Origin of the sequence: Pseudomonas sp. TH08 (genome assembly GCF_016651275.1) — a bacterium.
In the GTDB taxonomy this organism is placed as follows: domain Bacteria; phylum Pseudomonadota; class Gammaproteobacteria; order Pseudomonadales; family Pseudomonadaceae; genus Aquipseudomonas.
This window is the reverse complement of sequence record NZ_JAEKEE010000002.1, coordinates 82,930-101,649: the sequence shown is the minus strand read 5'-3', so window position 1 is coordinate 101,649 and position 18,720 is coordinate 82,930. Positions and strand designations below refer to the sequence as shown.

The window sequence follows — 18,720 nt, the reverse complement described above, 5'->3', positions numbered from 1 at the left end:
AGCGATGACGTCAGCCGAAACGATAAATATCCATCCCCAGCGCGCCCATCGTGAACCCCCGATGCGCCACGCTGAACTCGCCACCCGCCCCTCGCGCAAAATACAACGGCAACAAATGCTCATCACTCGGATGGCTGCGTACTGCGTTCGGCGCCTGCTGGCGGTAGTCGTGCAGCGCCGCCTCATCGTCGGCCGCGAGCTTTGCGATTACCCAGTCACGGAAGTCTTTAGCCCACGGTTCAACGCTTTCCGGCCCAGCATGCCAGTCCAGTTCGCGCAGGTTGTGGGTGATGCTGCCAGAGCCGATCAGCAGAATCCCCTGCTCGCGTAAACCGGCCAGCGCCCGTCCAACGCGGGTCTGAAGCGCCGGGCCTGCACGGCTTGGCAAGGAAACCTGCACCACCGGAATATCGGCCTGCGGATACATCAGCGATAAGGGCACCCACACGCCGTGATCGAACGGACGTTGCGGATCGAGGCGCGCAAGCAGACCGTTGGCGGCCAGCAGATCGGCGACTTCGGCAGCCAGTTGCGGATTGCCTGGCGCCGGATATTGCACTTCAAACAACGCACGAGGGAAGCCACCGAAATCATGCCAGGTTTCCGGTTGCGCATGGCTGCTGACCAGTAATTCTTGGCTCTCCCAGTGGGCGGAGACGATCACGATGGCTTTGGGTTTCGGCAGTTCGGCTGCCAAACGTGCGAGAGCCGGGCCGCTGGCGCCGGGCTCCAGTGCGAGCATGGGCGAACCGTGGGAAATAAACAGGCTGGGAAACATGATGGGTTCCTGAGCGGTAAGATGAGGTCATCTTCAGTCAGATCATTGATCTAAATCTAATATAAGTTTTAACGCCTTTTGATCGATTTTTTAGGGGATATTCATGCAGCCTGAGTTTTGGCAAAAGAAGTGGGCTTCCAATCAGATCGGCTTCCATCTGCCGCAAGTGAACCCGTATCTGCAACGGTATTGGCCGGATCTCGCGATCCCGACGCAAGCGCGCGTGCTGGTGCCTTTGTGTGGGAAAAGTCTGGATTTGCTGTGGCTGGCGGGACGTGGCCACCGCGTGCTCGGGATCGAGCTGGCGGAAAAAGCCGTCGAAGACTTTTTCGCTGAACAATCACTGCAACCGCAAGTCAGTGAGCAGGGTGCGTTCAAGGTCTATCGCGCGGGCCTGATCGAGTTGTGGTGCGGTGATGTTTTCGCGCTGACAGCGACAGACGTTGCTGATTGCACGGCACTCTATGACCGCGCAGCGCTGATCGCCTTGCCGCCGCCGATGCGTGAGCAGTATGCGGCGCATCTCCAAAGCATCTTGCCTGTTGGGTTACAGGGATTATTGATCACGCTGGATTACGATCAGACGCAAATGGCTGGGCCACCCTTCTCGGTTGACGGTGCGCAGGTGCAGCGTTTGTTGGGTTCAACATGGCAGGTAAAGCTGTTAGAGGCGCAGGACGTGTTGGACGATAGCTGGAAATTTGTCCAGGCGGGAGTGACGCGGCTGGAAGAGCGGGTTTATCGGATTTCTTCCAGGCAAATTTAATTGTCTGTGGCTGCCTCTTCGCGAGCAGGCTCACTCCTACATTGCTTTGTGCTGAATCGTAGATTGCGTGAGCGCCACAGAACCCTGTAGGAGTGAGCCTGCTCGCGATGAGGCCAGCAAGAACAGCCCACTCTTCAAGGCAACAAAAAAGGCCCGCATCACTGCGGGCCTTTTTCGTTGTTACATCGGTTGCATCAACCGCGACGACGCAAGGCGTCGATACGCTCTTCCAGCGGTGGGTGGCTCATGAACATGCGGGCGAAGCCCTGTTTGATGCCACCATTGATGCCAAAGGCATTCAGGGTGTCGGGCATGTGTACTGGCAGGCCCTGTTCAGCTCGCAGCCGTTGCAGTGCGCCGATCATCGCGCTGGTACCGGCCAGACGGGCGCCGGCTTCGTCGGCGCGGAATTCGCGTTTGCGCGAGAACCACATGACGATTGCACTGGCCAGAATGCCCAGCACCAGTTCGGCGAAGATGGTCGCCACGTAGTAGGCAATGCCTTGGCCTTCTTCGTTCTTGAAGAGCACCTTGTCGACGAAATTGCCGATGATCCGCGCGAAGAACATTACAAATGTGTTCACCACGCCCTGGATCAGCGCCAGGGTAACCATGTCGCCGTTGGCGACGTGGCCGATTTCGTGCGCCAGCACGGCTTTGACTTCATCGGGCGAAAAACGCTCGAGCAGGCCCTGGCTGACCGCGACCAGCGCGTCGTTCTTGTTCCAGCCGGTGGCAAAGGCGTTGGCCTCGTAGGCCGGGAAGATACCGACTTCGGGCATCTTGATCCCGGCTTCGCGGGACAGTTGCTCAACGGTTTGCAACAGCCATTGCTCATGCCGGGTACGTGGCTGGCTGATGATCTGAGTGCTGGTGCTCATCTTCGCCATCCACTTGGAGATGAACAGCGAGAACAGCGAACCGGCAAAACCAAAGACCGCACAGAAAACCAGCAGCTGATTGAGATTGAGATCAACCCCGTTGGCCGCCATGAACCCGTTGAAGCCGAACAGGCTCAGGGTGATGCTGGCTATCAGCACGACCGCCAGGTTAGTGGCCAAAAACAGCAGGATGCGCATCATGGTTGTAGAAATCTCCTCAAGCTAAAGATGTAGCGTACTGCGGGGTATATAAGGTGCTGCACCGGGCTATTCAACCGAGTGACTATTTCAAACTGTGTCCTACAGCAGATTCTTCGGCACACGGCTGGTTTCCCACAGCACACAGCGACATGGACGACAGATAGCCGAGACCCGTCGCTATTACGTCAGGCGTTTGTGAGCACTACGAATCGCAAGTGTAGAAGGCGTGTGAGGGCGGGGGATGTAGAAGTGTTGCTGAATCAGACAGCGCGCAACGTTCGGGCCGTTGCGCACTGCTGGCCAATTACTGGCGGTACGACTTGAGGAAGTTGCCGATGCGGCCGATGGCCATTTCCAGATCATCGACGCGCGGCAGGGTGACCACGCGGAAGTGATCCGGCCACGGCCAGTTGAATGCCGTGCCTTGCACCACCAGCAGCTTCTCGGAGAGCAGCAGGTCGAGCACGAACTTTTCGTCGTTGTGGATCGGGCAGACTTTAGGGTCGATTCTCGGGAATGCGTACAGCGCGCCCATCGGTTTGACGCAGCTTACGCCCGGAATGTCGTTGAGCAGCTCCCAGGTACGGTTGCGCTGTTCCAGCAGACGACCCTGCGGCAACACCAGATCATTGATGCTCTGATAGCCGCCCAGCGCGGTCTGAATCGCATGCTGGCTCGGCACGTTGGCGCACAGCCGCATGTTGGCCAGCATGTCGATGCCTTCGATGTAGCTCTGGGCATTGTGTTTGGGCCCGGAGATGGCGATCCAGCCGGAGCGGAAACCCGCCACGCGGTAGGACTTCGACAGACCATTGAAGGTCAGGCACAGCAGGTCCGGGGCCAGCGAAGCGGTGCAGATGTGCACGGCATCGTCATACAGAATCTTGTCGTAGATTTCGTCGGAAAAGACCACGAGGTTGTGCTGACGGGCCAGCTCGAGCATGCCCAGCAGCACTTCCTTCGAATACACCGCGCCGGTCGGGTTGTTCGGGTTGATGATCACCATCGCTTTGGTATTCGGGGTGATCTTGGCCTTGATGTCGGCCAGATCCGGGAACCAGTCGGCGCCTTCGTCGCACAGGTAATGCACGGCGTTGCCACCCGCCAGGCTAACGGCAGCGGTCCACAGCGGGTAGTCCGGGGCCGGTACCAGCACTTCGTCGCCGTTGTTGAGCAGCGCCTGCAACGACATCACGATCAGTTCGGATACGCCGTTACCCAGGTAGATGTCCTCGATGCCGACACCTTCAACGTTTTTTTGCTGGTAGTACTGCATCACTGCCTTGCGCGCGCTGAACAGACCTTTGGAGTCGCTGTAGCCTTGCGCGGTCGGCAGGTTGCGGATCACATCCTGAAGGATTTCGTCCGGTGCCTCGAAACCAAACGGCGCCGGGTTGCCGATGTTCAGCTTGAGGATGCGCTGGCCTTCCTCTTCCAGTCGTTTGGCGTGCTTGAGCACCGGGCCGCGAATGTCGTAGCAGACGTTGGCGAGCTTGTTCGATTTGCTGAACTGCATGGCGATGTGATCCCGAAAATGAACGATCCAGGCGGCGAATGGACAACCGTACTGGGATTCCTGCGTCTTCGCACAGGCGGACGTCTGGAACCGTGGCCTCCAGAATCCGTTTGAATGCGCCCGGTCTGGCTGCCAGACTGGCACGTGACGAGGCGCAATCATACGTGCCGCCCGATCCGTGGAAAAGGTACAGATCGGGCTTTTTCAGCCGCTGAGGTGTGATGATGGAAAAGTTGGAAAAAACCCTGGAAGAATGGAAAGCCATGCTTGATCCGCAGCAGTACGAGGTTTGCCGCCTCAGTGCCACGGAGCGACCGTTCTCCGGCAAATACAACGCCACCAAAACCGACGGTGTTTACCACTGTGTCTGCTGCAATGAGCCGCTGTTCGATTCCGCCACTAAATTCGACTCCGGCTGCGGCTGGCCAAGCTTCTACGCGCCGATCGGCGACAGTGCGATGACCGAAATCCGCGACGTCAGCCACGGCATGATCCGCACCGAAGTGAAGTGCGCTCGCTGCGACGCGCATCTGGGCCACGTGTTCCCGGACGGCCCGCCGCCGACCGGATTGCGCTACTGCATCAATTCGGTGTGCCTGAATCTCGAACCGCGCTCGTAACACGTTTCCATTGTAGGAGCTGCCGAAGGCTGCGATCTTTTGATCTTGAACGTCAAAAAATCGCAGCCTTCGGCGGCGCCTACACGGGGTTAATCCTGATTAATTAAATTGCACACAATTTAATTGCTCGCTATGTTTGTTTTTTCCCGACTTCTTGCGGAGCCCGTCCCATGAGCGACAACCTGCTGAATATTCCCTGCACGACCATCAACGGCGAGCAAAAGACCCTGGCCGACTTCGCCGGTAAAGCGGTGTTGGTCGTCAACACGGCCAGCAAGTGTGGTTTCACCCCGCAATACAAAGGCCTCGAAGCGTTGTGGCAGACCTACAAGGATCAAGGTCTGGTGGTGCTGGGCTTCCCGTGCAATCAGTTCGGCAAGCAGGAGCCGGGCAACGAGGGCGCCATCAGCGAATTCTGCGAGCTGAATTTTGGTGTCAGCTTTCCGCTGTTCAAGAAGATTGAAGTCAATGGCACCGGCGCCCACCCGCTGTTCGTGCAACTGAAAAAACGTGCGCCGGGCGTACTGGGTTCCCAGGGCATCAAGTGGAATTTCACCAAGTTTCTGATCGGCAAGGACGGCCAGTTGGTCAAGCGCTTCGCCCCGGCCACCAAGCCGCAGGATCTGAGCCGCGAGATCGAAGCTCTGCTCAAATGAACAGTTTGTCGGTCGATTCGCTGAAGCTCGACAGTCAGTTGTGCTTCAAGTTGTATGCGGCGTCGCGGGCAGTGATTCGTGGTTACAAGCCAATGCTCGATCAGCTCGGCCTGACCTATCCGCAATATCTGGCGATGCTGGTGTTGTGGGAATGGCAGGACACCGCGCCGGAGCAACCCACGGTCAAAGCCTTGGGCGAACGCCTGGCGCTGGATTCCGGCACGCTGACGCCGCTGCTCAAGCGACTGGAACAGTTGCGACTGGTGCAGCGTCAGCGTTCGGCGCGCGACGAGCGTGAAGTGCACCTGAGCCTGACCGCAGCCGGGCTTGCACTGCGCGAGCAGGTCGGGCCGCTCAAGGCCCGTTTGCTCTGCGACAGCGGTGTGGATCTGGATCAGCTCAATGGCTTGCGCGACGGCCTCGATCACCTGCTGGGGCAGATCAAAGCGCTGTCGTAGTCGGGATCCACAGATCGAGCAGCGCTGCCAGCTCTTCGCGGCGGAACGGTTTGGCGAGGTAGTCGCTCATACCCGCCGCGCGGCAACGCTCGCGTTCTTCGGACATGGCGTTGGCGGTCAGCGCGACAATCGGCAGATTTGGCCAGCGCCCACTCTGGCGAATCTGCCGGCTCGCCTCGTAGCCATCCATCACCGGCATGTTGCAGTCCATCAGCACCAGGTCGAACTCATGGAATTCCAGCTGATCCAGCGCTTCGGCCCCATGGGCAGCGACTACGACATCACAGCCGAGTTTGCCCAGCATGCCTTTGGCCACCAATTGATTGACCGGGTTGTCCTCGACCAGCAGCACTCGCCCGCGTCTTGTCGAGGGTGGGCTTTCAAGTTGTGTAGCATTGATGGTGGCAAGGTCCGGTTGCAAGGTGCGCCGCAAGTTCTGATAGAGCGCGTTTCGTGCCAGCGGTCGTGCCTGTTGTTGCAGCGGCGCAAGGGCTGCCGCCTCTTCGCTGGGCAGAAAACTGCCGTAGGCGGTTACCAGCAGAATGGGCGCGCCAAGCGTCGGTCGCAGCCCGAACAGGCATTCGGGACAGTCGGTAATCAGCACGTCGGGAGTCAGGCCAAGCAATGAGTCGTCGATGGTACGTTGCTCATACTCGAGTCCCCAGCCGGGCAATAGGCTCTTCAGCAACTCCGCCAAACCGCTGCTGCCAGCGGTAATCGCCAGAACTTTTCCGCGCAGCGCCGCCGGGGCGACAGCGCGGGTATGGCAGGGCAGCGGTAGTTCGGCGCAAAACTGACTGCCGAAACCTGCCTCGGAACTGATCGTCAGACGCCCCTGCATCGCTTCGCAGAGGTTGTAGGTCAGCGCCAGGCCCAGCCCGGTGCCGCCGTACTGACGGGTGATGCCGGCGCCAGCCTGAGTGAACGGCTGGAAAATTTTCACCTGCGCTTCCTGCGCGATGCCGATCCCGGTATCGCAGACTTCGATACGCACGCCGTCCTTGTGCGCCGACAAGCGCACATCGACCCGACCAAAACGGGTGAATTTCAATGCGTTGGACAGCAGGTTGCTGACGATCTGCCGAACCCGGGTCGGGTCGCCGAGTACCAGCGCAGGAAACTGCGGGTCGATCAGGCAGGTCAGTTCGACGCTCGGTGCAGCGTTCTGTGACAGCAGGTTGGCGGTGTCTTCGACGAGCGAACCAAGGTCGAATGGAATGTGTTCGAGCTCCAGTTGCCCGGCATCGAACTTGGACAGGTCGAGAATATCGTTGAGCAACTCCACCAGCACTTTGCCCGAGTCGTGGGCGATCGACAGCTGCTGTTGTTGCTCGGCATTCAGCGGGCCGTCCAGCGACAACGCGATCATCCCCAACAGGCCGTTCAGCGGCGTGCGGATTTCATGGCTCATGTTGGCCAGGAACGCCGAGCGCGCTTCGGCCATGTCCAGCGCGGTGCTGCGGGCGACTTCCAGTTCCTGATTGGACTGGCTGAGCCTGGCGTTGATGGCTTTGAGTTCGGCGGTGCGCGATGAAACGATATTTTCCAACTGGCCGAGATAGTCGGTGAGACGGTTTTCGGCGTTGCGCCGCTGCTGGATTTCCGTGGCAATGTTTTCGAACTGTTGATTGGCGACTTTGACCAGCACGCCGATCTCGTCGTTGGCATGGCCGGCCGGGCATTCCAGAGTGGTCGGCTCGGCGCTGCGTGGGTCGCGTCCGCTGAGCTCGCGAATCACTCGCACCAGCGGTTTGGTCAGCATTACGTAGAACAAGGCCAGCAGAATACCGGTGAGGATCAGGCTGCGGGCGAAACCGTTGAGCAGGGTAATTTCCGCCCGACGTAAAAAACGGCTGCCGAATGCATAAGTGTCGACTTCCAGGCTCAAGGCGCCGAGCGATTCTGCGGGCAGATGATCGAGGTAGAGGCGGTCTTCGAACTGGCGTTTTGCGCCAAACAGAAAATCGCTGATCACCCGATAGCCGCTTTGCAGTTCGGGGCGTTTGACGCTGGCCAGCACCGTATTGTTGTTGTCCGTCAGTTGCGCCGAGATGATTGCCGGCGACCGCAGCAGGCCGAGGGTGAGCTCCTGAGCCAGTTCGGCATCGATGTTGTAGGCGATACGCGATGCCGGATTGTGGCTGATTTCCAGCAAAGACAGGATTTCACGGTTGATGGAGGCGTCTTCACTGGCATAATCGATGCCGATTTGCAGCAGGCTGAGCAGCGTGCCCAGAATGAACCCGACCAGCACAGTGAGCTTGGCTTGCTTGTACGATAGCCGGTGGGTGAATTTGATATCCATGGGGTGTTGAACCACTTCCGTTTCCCTTCGCTGCTCAAGCATAGTCGATCATGTATGGATACCGAGGTTCCCGAATCGCCTTGTAACAAGGCCTGGTAGGGGGATTTAAGTCTGTGTGTCGTCGCTGGATCGCCATCATCACTGTGAACGTGCCCGAGGAGAAGACGTGGATTCCCGATTGAATGCTTTTCTTGAACGCGCCGAGTCGGTACTGGCGCGGATCGAACCGTTGTTGCCGGCACCCCGTCCGGTGATTGACTGGAGCACTTGCCTGGCGGCGCGCTGGCAGCGTGACGGGCGCAGCGGCTATCTACTGCCACTGGAAGTCAGCCTCGACATGCGCCTGTCCGACCTGATCGGTGTCGATCGTCAGCTCGAACAATTGGGCCGCAATACCCAGCAATTCCTCGACGGCATGCCGGCCAACCACGCGCTGCTCTGGGGCTCGCGTGGTACCGGTAAGTCCTCGCTGGTGCGCGCGCTGTTGGCGGAACACGCCGCGGCGGGGCTGCGTCTGATCGAGATCGAGCGCGATCACCTTGCGGACTTGCCGCGCGTGGTCGAGCAGATCGGCAAACTGCCGCAACGCTTCGTGTTGTTTTGCGATGACTTGTCGTTCGAGTCCGGCGAAGGCGATTACCGCGTGCTCAAGAGCGTACTGGATGGCTCGCTGGAGCAGGCCCCGGAGAACGTCTTGCTGTACGCCACTTCCAACCGCCGCCATCTGGTGCCGGAGAAGGAGAGCGATAACGAAAACTGGAAGCGCGTCGACGGTGAGTTGCATCCCAGCGAAGCGGTGGAAGACAAGATCGCACTGTCCGACCGTTTTGGTCTGTGGCTGTCGTTTTACCCGTTTACCCAAGAACACTTTCTCGACGTCGTCGAACACTGGATCGGCCAGTTGGCGGCCAAGGCCGGCCTGAGTTGGCAGCGCGACGAAGAACTGGACATCCTCGCCGTGCGTTGGGCTACCGGCCGCGGCAATCGCAATGGACGTTGCGCGTACCAATTCGCCCGTTACTGGGTGGGACTGAAATTGTTGGAGCACAAGGCATGATTGATTTGCAACAAAGCGGCCAGGGCCTCGAAGGCTATGGCATGTTGGCCGCACAACTGGAATCGCTGCTGGCGGACGAGCGCGACTTTATCGCCAATGCTGCGCAGTTTTCAGCGTTCCTGTTCAACCAGCTCGATGATTTGAACTGGGCCGGGTTTTACCTCAATCGCAACGAGGAACTGGTACTCGGCCCGTTCCAGGGGCAGATCGCCTGTGTGCGTATTCCGTTCGGTCGTGGCGTGTGCGGCGCCGCGGCGGCCACTCGGCAGACCCAGCGGGTTGAAGATGTTCACGCGTTTCCCGGCCATATCGCCTGCGACAGCGCGTCGAACAGTGAACTGGTGGTGCCATTGGTCAAGGACGGTCGCCTGATCGGTGTACTCGACCTTGACAGCCCGAAGCTGGCGCGTTTCGGCGCGGCTGACCAGGCCGGTATCGAGCACCTGGCAGCGATTTTCCTGCGCCTGACCGACTGCTGATCATGCCGTGAGGCCAGCCTTGTGCAACAGGCTGGCCGAATCCACCGAATCAATCTGCTGTGGATCGAGAAAGCGCAGGGCGTATTGCATGTACACGCCTTCGTTGATGAACAAAGCGAACAGCTCGGGATCGATGTGCGCTTCGTGGCTCATCGTTGCCATGATGTTCAGCGCTTCGCTGAGCGACTTGGCCTTCTTGTACGGCCGATCGGCCGCCGTCAGTGCCTCGAAAATATCGGCAATCGCCATCATCCGCGCCGGCAGGCTCATTTCTTCGCGCTTCAGGCGTTTCGGGTAACCGCTGCCGTCCATTTTTTCGTGATGGCCGCCGGCGATTTCCGCGACGCTGTCCAAGTGGCCGGGGAAGGGCAGGTGACTGAGCATCAGGATGGTCTGCACCATGTGGTGATTGATGATGTAGCGTTCTTCGCGCGTCAGCGTGCCGCGCGTGATGCTCAGGTTGTACAGCTCGCCGCGATTGTATTTGTAGCGCGGTACGTCCAGCTTGAAACCCCATGGATTGTCTTCGGGAATCAACTCGCTGGCATCGCGATCAAGCAGATGCTCGGGCTTGTCCGCGAGGAGTTTCTCGCTGACCGGCAGCAGCGGTGCCGGCGTTTTTTGCTGACGGCGGTTTTCTTCCCATGACACGCCCAGGCGATCATCCAGGGTGCGCATCCATGTGCGGTGAGCCAACTCGTTGAGCCGTTGCTGATCCGCTTCGGCCATCGCCTCGCTGCCCAGATTGCAGCGCGCGACAAAGGCGAAATCTTCGTCCAGTGCCGACAAGGTCGTCTCGCGCAGTGCGGTCAGTGAGGTTTCGTCTCCACCCATGGCCAGCGCCTGCCAGTAGCTGATCCAGGCATCGCGCTTGAGCACCTCGAAACGCGTGCGAATTTCGTGGATTCGGTCGTTGATGGTTTCCAGTTTGGTGGCTTTATCGACGACGTATTCCGGCGTCGTGACCTTGCCGCAATCGTGCAGCCACGCGGCGATATGCAGCGCCTCCCATTCATCTTCGCTGGGCTGATAGGCGCTGAACGCGGGCGCCTGACTGGCAGCCGCGGCATGCGCGAGCATCAGCGTCAGTTCCGGCACCCGCTGACAATGACCGCCGGTATACGGGCTTTTGGCGTCGATGGCACCGGCCAGCAATTGAATGAACGCATCCAGCAGTTGTTTCTGTTTGGCTTGCAACCGCTGGCTTTCGATACTGACGGCCGCTGCCCCGGAGACCGCTTGCAGAAAAGCGATGCGGTCGGGCCGCAGTTTTTCCAGATCGGCCGCGGTGCCGCTGTCGTTCACCAACAGAATCAGCAAGCCAATGGTTTCGTTGTGTCGATTGCGCAGGCGGATACCGATCAGGTGCACGCGCGGCGAGGACATCGCCAGCAGGACTTTTTGCAGATCGCCAGCCTGCTCGAAACCCAGATTGCTGACGATATTGTCGGCGACCGCCAGTTGCTGAAACCATGCCGGGCCCTCATTCGCTTGCAGGTCTCGGCCCTGAATATCAAACGCCTCAAGGGTTTGCGCGGTACCGTCGACCACTAGCCCGTAAGGCTCCATACGGCTGCCGTCGCTATCGCGCAAATAGATCAGACCGGCCTGGGCCTGAGCGATCTGCACGGTTTCGAACAGCACCCGTTGCAGCAAGGGGGCGAAGCGGGTTTCGGCGCACAGGCTGTCGGTGATACGGAAGAAACTCGCCAGGGTGTCTTTCATCCGCGCCATCGACACGCTCAGTTGGTCGACTTCGAGCACTGGCGAGCGCCGCGCGAGCGGAAAATTGAAGTCGAAACTGCGAATCGCGTCGGCTTCTTTCACCAATGCGTGCAAGGGTTTGACCAGCAGCCGTGAAATCAGCCAGCCCAGGGGCAGGCACAGCAGCAAGGTGGCGAGCGTAATCAGCGCGCCTTGCCAGCGCATGCGGTAAGCATCGACCAGCAGTTCGTCCTCAGGCACCAGCAACGCCAGTTGCAATCCCTTCGGGCCACCCTCCTGCATGCTGCTGCGGGCCACGATCCATTGTCGACCGTCAGCCTCCAGACGGTTGCCCCTCTGCTCGCCGGACAGCAATGCGTGCAGGCTCGGGCTCAGGTCGGTGACTTTGGCCAGCCGCGCGGTGCGGTCATCGACAATCAGTCGACTGCTGTCGGGGTAGGCCACGGCATTGCCGTCAGCGTTGAACAGGGCAATTTCGGTGGCCGGCGTCACCACGTGTTTGCTCAGGGTCGCGGACAGCGCTTGCAGCGTCAGGTCGGCGCCGATGACGGCGTTGTCGCCGCTGCGTCGGGCAAGGGTGGTGCCGACATTGTGGGTCGAGAAAAATACGTACGGTTCGGTGGTGATCTGTTCGGATTGCTGCCGAGCGCTGATAAACCAGGCACGGCTGCGTGGATCGTAGGTATCTTCAGGGTTGTCCAGGCGGCTGATGGGGGTCAGTGATTGATCGAAAAACAGTGTTTGCGAGTGTGCTTGACCCTCGGCGTCGTGTTCGATGTTCCAGACCTGATAAGCCGCCGTTTCCGGTGCCTTGAGCAGGGTTTTCAGTGCCGCCGTGCGCAGGGGCCGCACCATGAAAAAGTCACCATTGGCGTAACCCAGATATAACGAGGCCAGATCCGGGTTGTCGGTCAGCGATTGGCTGAACGGTCTGAGCAACGGCAGGCGCTGATCAAGGCGCAGCGCCTGGGTGGCCGGGTTTTCCGCCAACAGGCTCAACAGATGCCGGATCGGCTGGTAGGTGGCATGCAGGTCGAGACGCACGTCCTGTTCGATACGGTTGAACAGCTTCTCGCTGCTAGAGAGGATGATCTGCGTGGTCTGCCGATAATTGAACAGCCCCAGCACGATGCCGGTGAGCAGCAGCAAAAACGTGAACATGACGCTGATGTGCACATGCAAGGGAAACCGGCGTTGTTCCGGGCGCAGTGGGCTGGGCATTTCGGGCTCTCCATAGGGTGTAACTCACTGCTCAGCGCCCAAGCATAGTTAAGGCACAGTCATTCTGCCTTGGTCGGTTAAATCCAATTGTTGCTGCAGGGCGTGCTCCAGTTCGAGCATCACCTGATTACTGGCGGCGCAACGACGGGCGATCTCTTCTTTTGCCAGCGTTTGCGTACAGGCTTGCTCAAGGGCTTCGCAGCACTCGATCACCCGCGAGGCCTGGGCGATGCGTGCGGCCCCCTTGATCTTGTGGGCAACCACGACCAATGCCTGGCAATCATTTTGTGGCGACAGCGCGAGCAGTTCCTCGCGATCGAGGCGGCTGCTTTTCAATAATTCAACCAACAGCCGTCGGCTCTGCTCGGGGTTGCCGCCGGTGAGCATGTTCAGGCTTTGCAGATTGAATGCGGCAGGTGTCGATGCCGGTGTCACGCTGTCGACCCATTGACTCAACTGGCTCAGGCTCAAGGGTTTGAACAGGCAATCATCCATGCCCGCCTGCTTGCAGCGTTGTATCTCCTCAGGTTGCGCGTTGGCGGTGAAACCCAGCACCGTGCAGGGTGGACAGCGGTGCTGCAGCTCATGCTGGCGAATGGCGCGGGTCAGTTCATAGCCGTTCATCAACGGCATGTTGCAGTCGACGATTACCAGATCGAATTGACCTTCCTTCCACAGTTCGAGTCCGCTGCTGCCATTTTCGGCGACGCTGAAACGGTGTCCGAGGAACTCAAGCTGCTGACACATCAACAAGCGATTGGCGGGATGATCGTCGACCACCAGCACATTCAGGGGCGTAAGCGTAGGGTTGATCGACGGTTCGATTTTTCGCGTGACGACTTCGGCTGGCAAGGTTTCCAGCGGCAGGGAAATACACACCTGAGTACCGATTCCGGGATGGCTGCTCAGTTGCAGTTTGCCGCCCATCATCTCGCACAGGTTGCGACTGATGACCAGGCCCAGGCCTGCGCCGCCTCGGCTTTGTTGTGTGCTGTTTTCTGCCTGGGCAAAGGGTTCGAACAGACGCTGCTGGTCCTCGGCACTGATCCCGACGCCACTGTCCTGAACGCTTAACTGCATCAAGGCAGGCCCAGGCATGTCCGTGGTCATGAGATCCACGGTAATCCTGATGTGGCCCTGTTCGGTAAACTTGATGGCATTGCTCACCAGGTTCGACAGCACCTGTTTGAAGCGCAATGGGTCCAGTTGCACATCGACTGCCAGCTCCGGGGGATTGAACGTCAGGTGCAGGGAGAGGTTTTTCTGTCGGGCGAGACCGTCGAAAATTCTGCTGACAGACGCCACTGTCTCGACCAGATTGACCCGTTCCGGGCACAGGGTCAGGCGTCCGGATTCGATCCTCGCGATGTCCAGAATATCGCCGATCAAACCCAGCAGGTCTTTGGCCGAGTGGTAGGCGGTGTCGATCGATGAACGATCCGGGTGTTGCTGATCCATGCGCTTGAGCGTCAGCTCGAGCATGCCGATCACCGCGTTCATCGGTGTGCGGATTTCGTGGCTCATCGTCGCCAGAAAGGTACTTTTTGCGCGGTTGGCATCGTCCGCAAGCTCCTTGGCCGTGCGCAACTTGTCAAACAACTGGCGGCGTTCGCTGATATCGATCCAGCCGCCGATGATGCCTTGCACATCACCGCCAGAGTCGCGATATGGCAGGATCCAGTGATAGATCGTCAGTCGCCGGCTGCCGATGTGCAGCGGCCGGTCGAGTAACAGCGGAATCCCTTCGGCCACTACGCGCTGGTAATCCGCTTGAAACGCCTGGGCTTCGAAGGCGTTGCTCAGGGTGCCGTCCATTACGCTTTTGCCAATGACGTCTTCGCGTCTGGTGTTGAAGACCTCAAGATAGCTGTCATTACAGCTCTGTAGCAGGCCCTGGCGGTCGCGAACGTAGATCGGATGTGGCGTGCCGTTGACCAGTGAACGCATGAACTCGAACTGATCGTTCAGCGCCCGCTCGGCGGCCCGACGTTGTTTGATCTGTCGGCGCATGTAGGCATTCCAGGCGAGCAACAGCAATAGAACCAGGCAGGCGCCAATAATCACTTGATAGAACAGGCGCTGGTAATTGCGCCAGGTGTTCTGGGCGGCGGTTGAATAACCGCGCCAGCGGCCATTGATGACACCGAGTTCTTCAGGCGCGATGCTCAGCAAGGCCTTGTTGATGATTGAACTCAGTTCGGTATTGTCGCGCGCAGTGGCCAGTGAAAAGGCCGCCTGACCAGTGCCGATGGTGGTGGTGATCTGCAGCGCACGGTCGAAGATGCGTGACGAGATGAAGTAATTGGCGATTACCAGCGAGTTCACGGCGCCATCGACATGACCTTCAGCCAGCAACGAGACCGCGCTGAAGGTGTCCGCCGTTTCGATCAGATTAATCCTCGGAAAGTCCCGGCGCAGGTACTCGACCATCGGATTGCCTTGCGCGATCGCCACTTGCTTGCCTTTGAGCTGACCGAGGTTGGTCGCGCTGTCGGCACTTTTGCGGGTCAGCAGGACGTAAGAGTTTTCCAGATACGGCCGACTGAAATTCAGGGTTTCTTCGCGTTCGGCCGTCGGCAGCAGCGCGGCGATGAGGTCGGCCTGATGGTTGTCGATCTGCTTGATCATCTCGGCGTCGTTGCGACTGCGGCGGATCTCGAAACGCAGGCCGGTGCGCAGGCGAATCAGTTCGAGAAGGTCGGCGCTGATCCCGCGAAAGTTGCCGTCGCTGTCGAAGAACGTCAGCGGTGCGTAGGCCTCGTTCACCACCACGCTGGCCACGGGATGACGTTTGATCCACGACTCTTCGCGTTGACTCAATTGCAGCTTGCGGTCGGTGAGCAGCAGGTCGCTGCCGGCACTCCAGCGTTTGGCAATGTTTTCGCGTTCACTGCGTGGCACGGCGTTGAGTACGGTGTCGATGATTTCCAGCAACCTGGGGTTATTGCGGCGCACGGCGAAGCTGAATCCCTGGGCTTCCTGCTTGCCAAAGTTGGCCATGCGCACGTTGTTCAGGTAGCCCTTGTTGATCATGTAGTGGGTGGAGAGGGTATCGCCGAGAAACACGTCGGACTGGTCGAACGCGACGGCGTTGAGCGCGTTCTGGTAGGAGGGGTAGCAGGTGATCAGTGCCTTGGGGTACAGCGCCTTGACTTCGGCCAGCGGCAGATAGTGATAGACCATGCTCAGGCGCAGTCCCGCCAGGCCTTCGCTGAGAGAGCGGCTTTCGCCTTCGCGGGTGACAAGGACGGGTTGATCGGTGGCGTAGGGAACGGAAAGCGCGAGGTTAGCGTTGCGGGCCTCGTAGCCGTTGGCCGTACCGAGCATGTCGACTTGCCCGTCGACCAGCGCGCGAATGGCAGCATCGCGGGAAGGGAAACGCTCAATGCGCACAGGCAAACCTGTGGCGATGCTCAGGAAACCTGCATAGTCAGCGGTCAGACCCTCGTAATCACGACCGCTGACTGTCATGTCGAAGGGCGGATAATCGGGAGCAGATGTGCCCAGTATCAGTTCGCTACGAGTCTGTAGCCATTGCTGCTGAGACGGTTGCAGCGTCACCGGCACTGATTCGCTTGCCGAGCGGCTGAGCAGCGAATAGTGCGGGGTGGTCGAGAGCACGGCGAAGGCGTTGGTGCTCAGCAACAGACTGGCACTCAAGGCAATTAAATAGTCCTTTAAACGACTGGGCATGCTGGCTCTCACACGAGTGCGTTACGTTTGGCCATCTCGATAAGTTCTACAAGGGATTTGGCTTTGAGTTTTTGCATCAGGCGTTTTTTATAGGTGCTGACGGTTTTATTGCTGAGAAACATGCCCTTGGCGATTTCCTTGTTGGTGCGACCTTGAGCGAATAATTGCAACACCATAAGTTCACGATCATTGACGGACTTGAACAGTTCCAGTTCAGCGTAACGAATATCATCAGTGCGAACCGGATTCAAAGCCTGACTGGGGAAGTAGTTATAACCGGAAAGTACCGCTTTGATTGCGCTGACCAGTTCGCTCAAGTCTTCTTGTTTACAGACATATCCCGATGCGCCGGACTGCATGCAGCGAATACCGAACAGAGTCGGGCATTGCGCGGTGAGCACCAGGGTTTTCAATGAAGAGCCCATGGCGTTGAACCGCGCAAGGACTTCCAGGCCGTCGAGCTTGGGAATGCTGATGTCGAGAATGATCAGGTCCGGCATGCACTCGCGCACCATTTGCATGGCATCGACCCCATTATCGGTTTCGCCGACGACCTTGTAGCCTTCGTGTTCCAGCAGCATTCGAACAGCAAGACGGATGACCGGGTGATCGTCGACGATAAAAACGGAGTTCATAATCAAATCCCATACAAGCACGAATAAAGCGCGCACCTTAGCTCAGATGTATGAGCGCTCACATGAACGGGTATGGCTCAAGGTGTGTTATCGGATTATTCCTACAAGTAATGAGGACGAGGACTACGTCTGAACTAGGTTCGACGTAAGGAAGTGCGGGATTTGCAGCGGCTTATAGTTAGCTTTGAATGTTTTGCAAATGCTGGCTATAACTGACTTTTTTGTAGATGTTTAAAAAATGTGGCTGCTTGAAAGTTTGTTGTTTGTATCATGTGGTTACATTGCGTCGCCAAATCGCTGAAAACGCATGCATCGACTCCGATATCGGACAGCGCAAGTGATTGTCATGTATTCAACTGGCCGACCTTGCCGGCCAGTTGAACATTACGTGATCAGTGACTGGAGCGTCCGGTCATTTCCAGCGCCATATCGCTGGCATAGCTGTCGGTCATGCCGGCGATAAAATCGATCATGCGCAGAAACGAGCTGTGTAACGAACCCTGCGGATCAGGGGCGTTATTGCCCAGCAAGTCGAGGATGCGCCGGCTTTTGAATGACGGCGTACGACCGTTGTGTTGTTCCAGCGCAGCGCCACAGAACGAGTTGAGGAGGATTTCCAGGGTCGTGTAGGCGCCGATTTCGTGCAGGGTCTTGCGCTTGTCCTGAAAGATTTTCTTGCGGGCGATGTCCTTGGCGTTCAACACACAACGTTTGGCCGGGCCGTGCATGTGTTCCACCAGATCTCCGTGCAGCGTGCCGGCAAGCAGTGCATCTTGCTGTTCGACAAAGGCGCGTGCCGCCGCATTGGTCAGGTGCTCGATGGCTTTGCCGCGCAGGATCGCCAATTTGCGCCGCCGTGAATCCTGCGGACCCAGCTGGCGGTAGGTTTCCGGCAGATCGTCACCGACCAGGCCCAGCAGCAGCGATTCGACTTCGGCGTACTCCAGCAGCTCCATTTCGAGGCCGTCTTCGAGGTCGATCAGTGCATAGCAGATGTCGTCGGCAGCCTCCATCAGGTACACCAGCGGATGGCGTGCCCAGCGTTGGTCTTCGATTTGCGGCAGGCCGAGTTTATGGGCGATCTGCTCGAGCAGCGGCAGTTCGCTCTGATAGCAGCCGAATTTGTGTTTCTTGTAGCCCAGCGAATCGGCGTGGCGCGCCGTCCACGGGTACTTGAGATAAGTGCCGAGGGTCGCGTAGGTCAGCCGCGTACCGCCGTCGAACTGATGGTACTCAAGCTGTGTGAGTACGCGGAAACCCTGGGCGTTGCCTTCGAAGTTGAGGAAATCGCCGCGTTCGGCTTCGCTCATGCCATCCAGCCAGCCGCGCCCGGCAGCCTGTTGAAACCAATGGCGAATCGCGTCTTCACCGGAATGACCAAACGGTGGATTACCGATGTCGTGGGCCAGGCAGGCCGATTGCACGACCATGCCCAGATCGGCTGGGTCGCACCATTCGGGCAAGGCACTGCGTAAGGTTTCGCCGACGCGCATGCCCAGCGAGCGGCCTACGCAACTGACTTCCAGCGAGTGGGTCAGGCGCGTGTGAATGTGGTCGTTGCTGGTGACCGGGTGAACCTGGGTCTTGCGCCCCAGACGGCGGAAGGCGCCGGAGAAAATGATGCGGTCATGGTCTTTGTGAAAAGGGCTGCGGCCGAGTTCTTGCGGGCTGTGCAGCGGTTTTCCGAGGCGTTCGCGGTTGAGCAGGGTAGGCCAATCCAAGGCTGATT

The 18,720-nt window shown here is 58.7% G+C and carries 14 protein-coding genes; 6 read left to right on the top strand and 8 right to left on the bottom strand.

Annotation, left to right across the window (positions count from 1 at the left end):
* Positions 1 to 10: 10 nt before the first annotated feature.
* On the bottom strand, positions 11 to 778 hold the full coding sequence (locus tag JFT91_RS10065; RefSeq protein ID WP_201232303.1) for a DODA-type extradiol aromatic ring-opening family dioxygenase: 768 nt from the start codon (positions 776 to 778) through the stop codon (positions 11 to 13).
* A 103-nt stretch (positions 779 to 881) separates the two neighbouring features.
* Between JFT91_RS10065 and JFT91_RS10060 the strand changes: the two genes are divergently transcribed.
* Positions 882 to 1,544 (top strand): thiopurine S-methyltransferase, encoded by a 663-nt coding sequence (locus JFT91_RS10060; RefSeq protein WP_201232302.1) that lies wholly within the window; start codon positions 882 to 884, stop codon positions 1,542 to 1,544.
* Positions 1,545 to 1,738: 194 nt separating this feature from the next.
* Here the strand turns inward: JFT91_RS10060 and htpX are convergent, their stop codons facing one another.
* Positions 1,739 to 2,626 carry a protease HtpX gene (gene htpX / locus JFT91_RS10055; protein ID WP_201232301.1) on the bottom strand — a complete coding sequence of 296 codons (888 nt, stop codon included), beginning with the start codon at positions 2,624 to 2,626 and terminating at the stop codon, positions 1,739 to 1,741.
* 304 nt (positions 2,627 to 2,930) lie between these two features.
* Positions 2,931 to 4,142, bottom strand: coding sequence for a pyridoxal phosphate-dependent aminotransferase (locus JFT91_RS10050; protein ID WP_103483824.1), 1,212 nt, complete (start codon positions 4,140 to 4,142; stop codon positions 2,931 to 2,933).
* Between the two features lie 224 nt (positions 4,143 to 4,366).
* On the opposite strand from JFT91_RS10050, the gene msrB reads away from it, so the two are divergent.
* The 3 genes from msrB (at position 4,367) to JFT91_RS10035 (ending at position 5,876) form a co-directional block, all read left to right on the top strand.
* Positions 4,367 to 4,762 (top strand): peptide-methionine (R)-S-oxide reductase MsrB, encoded by a 396-nt coding sequence (gene msrB / locus JFT91_RS10045; protein WP_201232300.1) that lies wholly within the window; start codon positions 4,367 to 4,369, stop codon positions 4,760 to 4,762.
* Positions 4,763 to 4,932: 170 nt separating this feature from the next.
* A complete protein-coding gene (locus JFT91_RS10040; RefSeq protein WP_201230868.1) occupies positions 4,933 to 5,418 on the top strand; it encodes a glutathione peroxidase in 486 nt (161 codons plus the stop codon).
* On the top strand, positions 5,415 to 5,876 hold the full coding sequence (locus JFT91_RS10035; RefSeq protein ID WP_201232299.1) for a MarR family winged helix-turn-helix transcriptional regulator: 462 nt from the start codon (positions 5,415 to 5,417) through the stop codon (positions 5,874 to 5,876). The genes JFT91_RS10040 and JFT91_RS10035 overlap by 4 nt, the downstream gene beginning before the upstream one ends.
* Here the strand turns inward: JFT91_RS10035 and JFT91_RS10030 are convergent.
* Positions 5,860 to 8,181, bottom strand: a complete 2,322-nt coding sequence (locus JFT91_RS10030; RefSeq protein ID WP_201232298.1) for a hybrid sensor histidine kinase/response regulator — start codon at positions 8,179 to 8,181, stop codon at positions 5,860 to 5,862. The two genes, JFT91_RS10035 and JFT91_RS10030, sit on opposite strands and share 17 nt — an antisense overlap.
* 166 nt (positions 8,182 to 8,347) lie before the next feature.
* Between JFT91_RS10030 and JFT91_RS10025 the strand changes: the two genes are divergently transcribed.
* A complete protein-coding gene (locus tag JFT91_RS10025) occupies positions 8,348 to 9,238 on the top strand; it encodes a DUF815 domain-containing protein (RefSeq protein ID WP_201232297.1) in 891 nt (296 codons plus the stop codon).
* Positions 9,235 to 9,717 (top strand): free L-methionine (R)-S-oxide reductase MsrC, encoded by a 483-nt coding sequence (gene msrC, locus JFT91_RS10020; protein WP_201232296.1) that lies wholly within the window; start codon positions 9,235 to 9,237, stop codon positions 9,715 to 9,717. The genes JFT91_RS10025 and msrC overlap by 4 nt, the downstream gene beginning before the upstream one ends.
* Here msrC and JFT91_RS10015 read toward each other — a convergent pair whose 3' ends face one another.
* The 4 genes from JFT91_RS10015 to JFT91_RS10000 form a co-directional block, all read right to left on the bottom strand.
* Entirely contained in the window at positions 9,718 to 12,663 is a 2,946-nt protein-coding gene (locus JFT91_RS10015; RefSeq protein WP_201232295.1) for an HD domain-containing phosphohydrolase, read from the bottom strand.
* A gap of 48 nt (positions 12,664 to 12,711) precedes the next feature.
* Positions 12,712 to 16,356 carry a transporter substrate-binding domain-containing protein gene (locus tag JFT91_RS10010; protein ID WP_201232294.1) on the bottom strand — a complete coding sequence of 1,215 codons (3,645 nt, stop codon included), beginning with the start codon at positions 16,354 to 16,356 and terminating at the stop codon, positions 12,712 to 12,714.
* Positions 16,357 to 16,364: 8 nt separating this feature from the next.
* Positions 16,365 to 16,991: a response regulator transcription factor gene (locus JFT91_RS10005; protein WP_201148455.1), complete on the bottom strand. Its 627-nt coding sequence runs from the start codon at positions 16,989 to 16,991 to the stop codon at positions 16,365 to 16,367.
* Positions 16,992 to 17,383: 392 nt separating this feature from the next.
* A complete protein-coding gene (locus JFT91_RS10000; protein ID WP_201230854.1) occupies positions 17,384 to 18,712 on the bottom strand; it encodes a deoxyguanosinetriphosphate triphosphohydrolase in 1,329 nt (442 codons plus the stop codon).
* Positions 18,713 to 18,720: the final 8 nt, after the last annotated feature.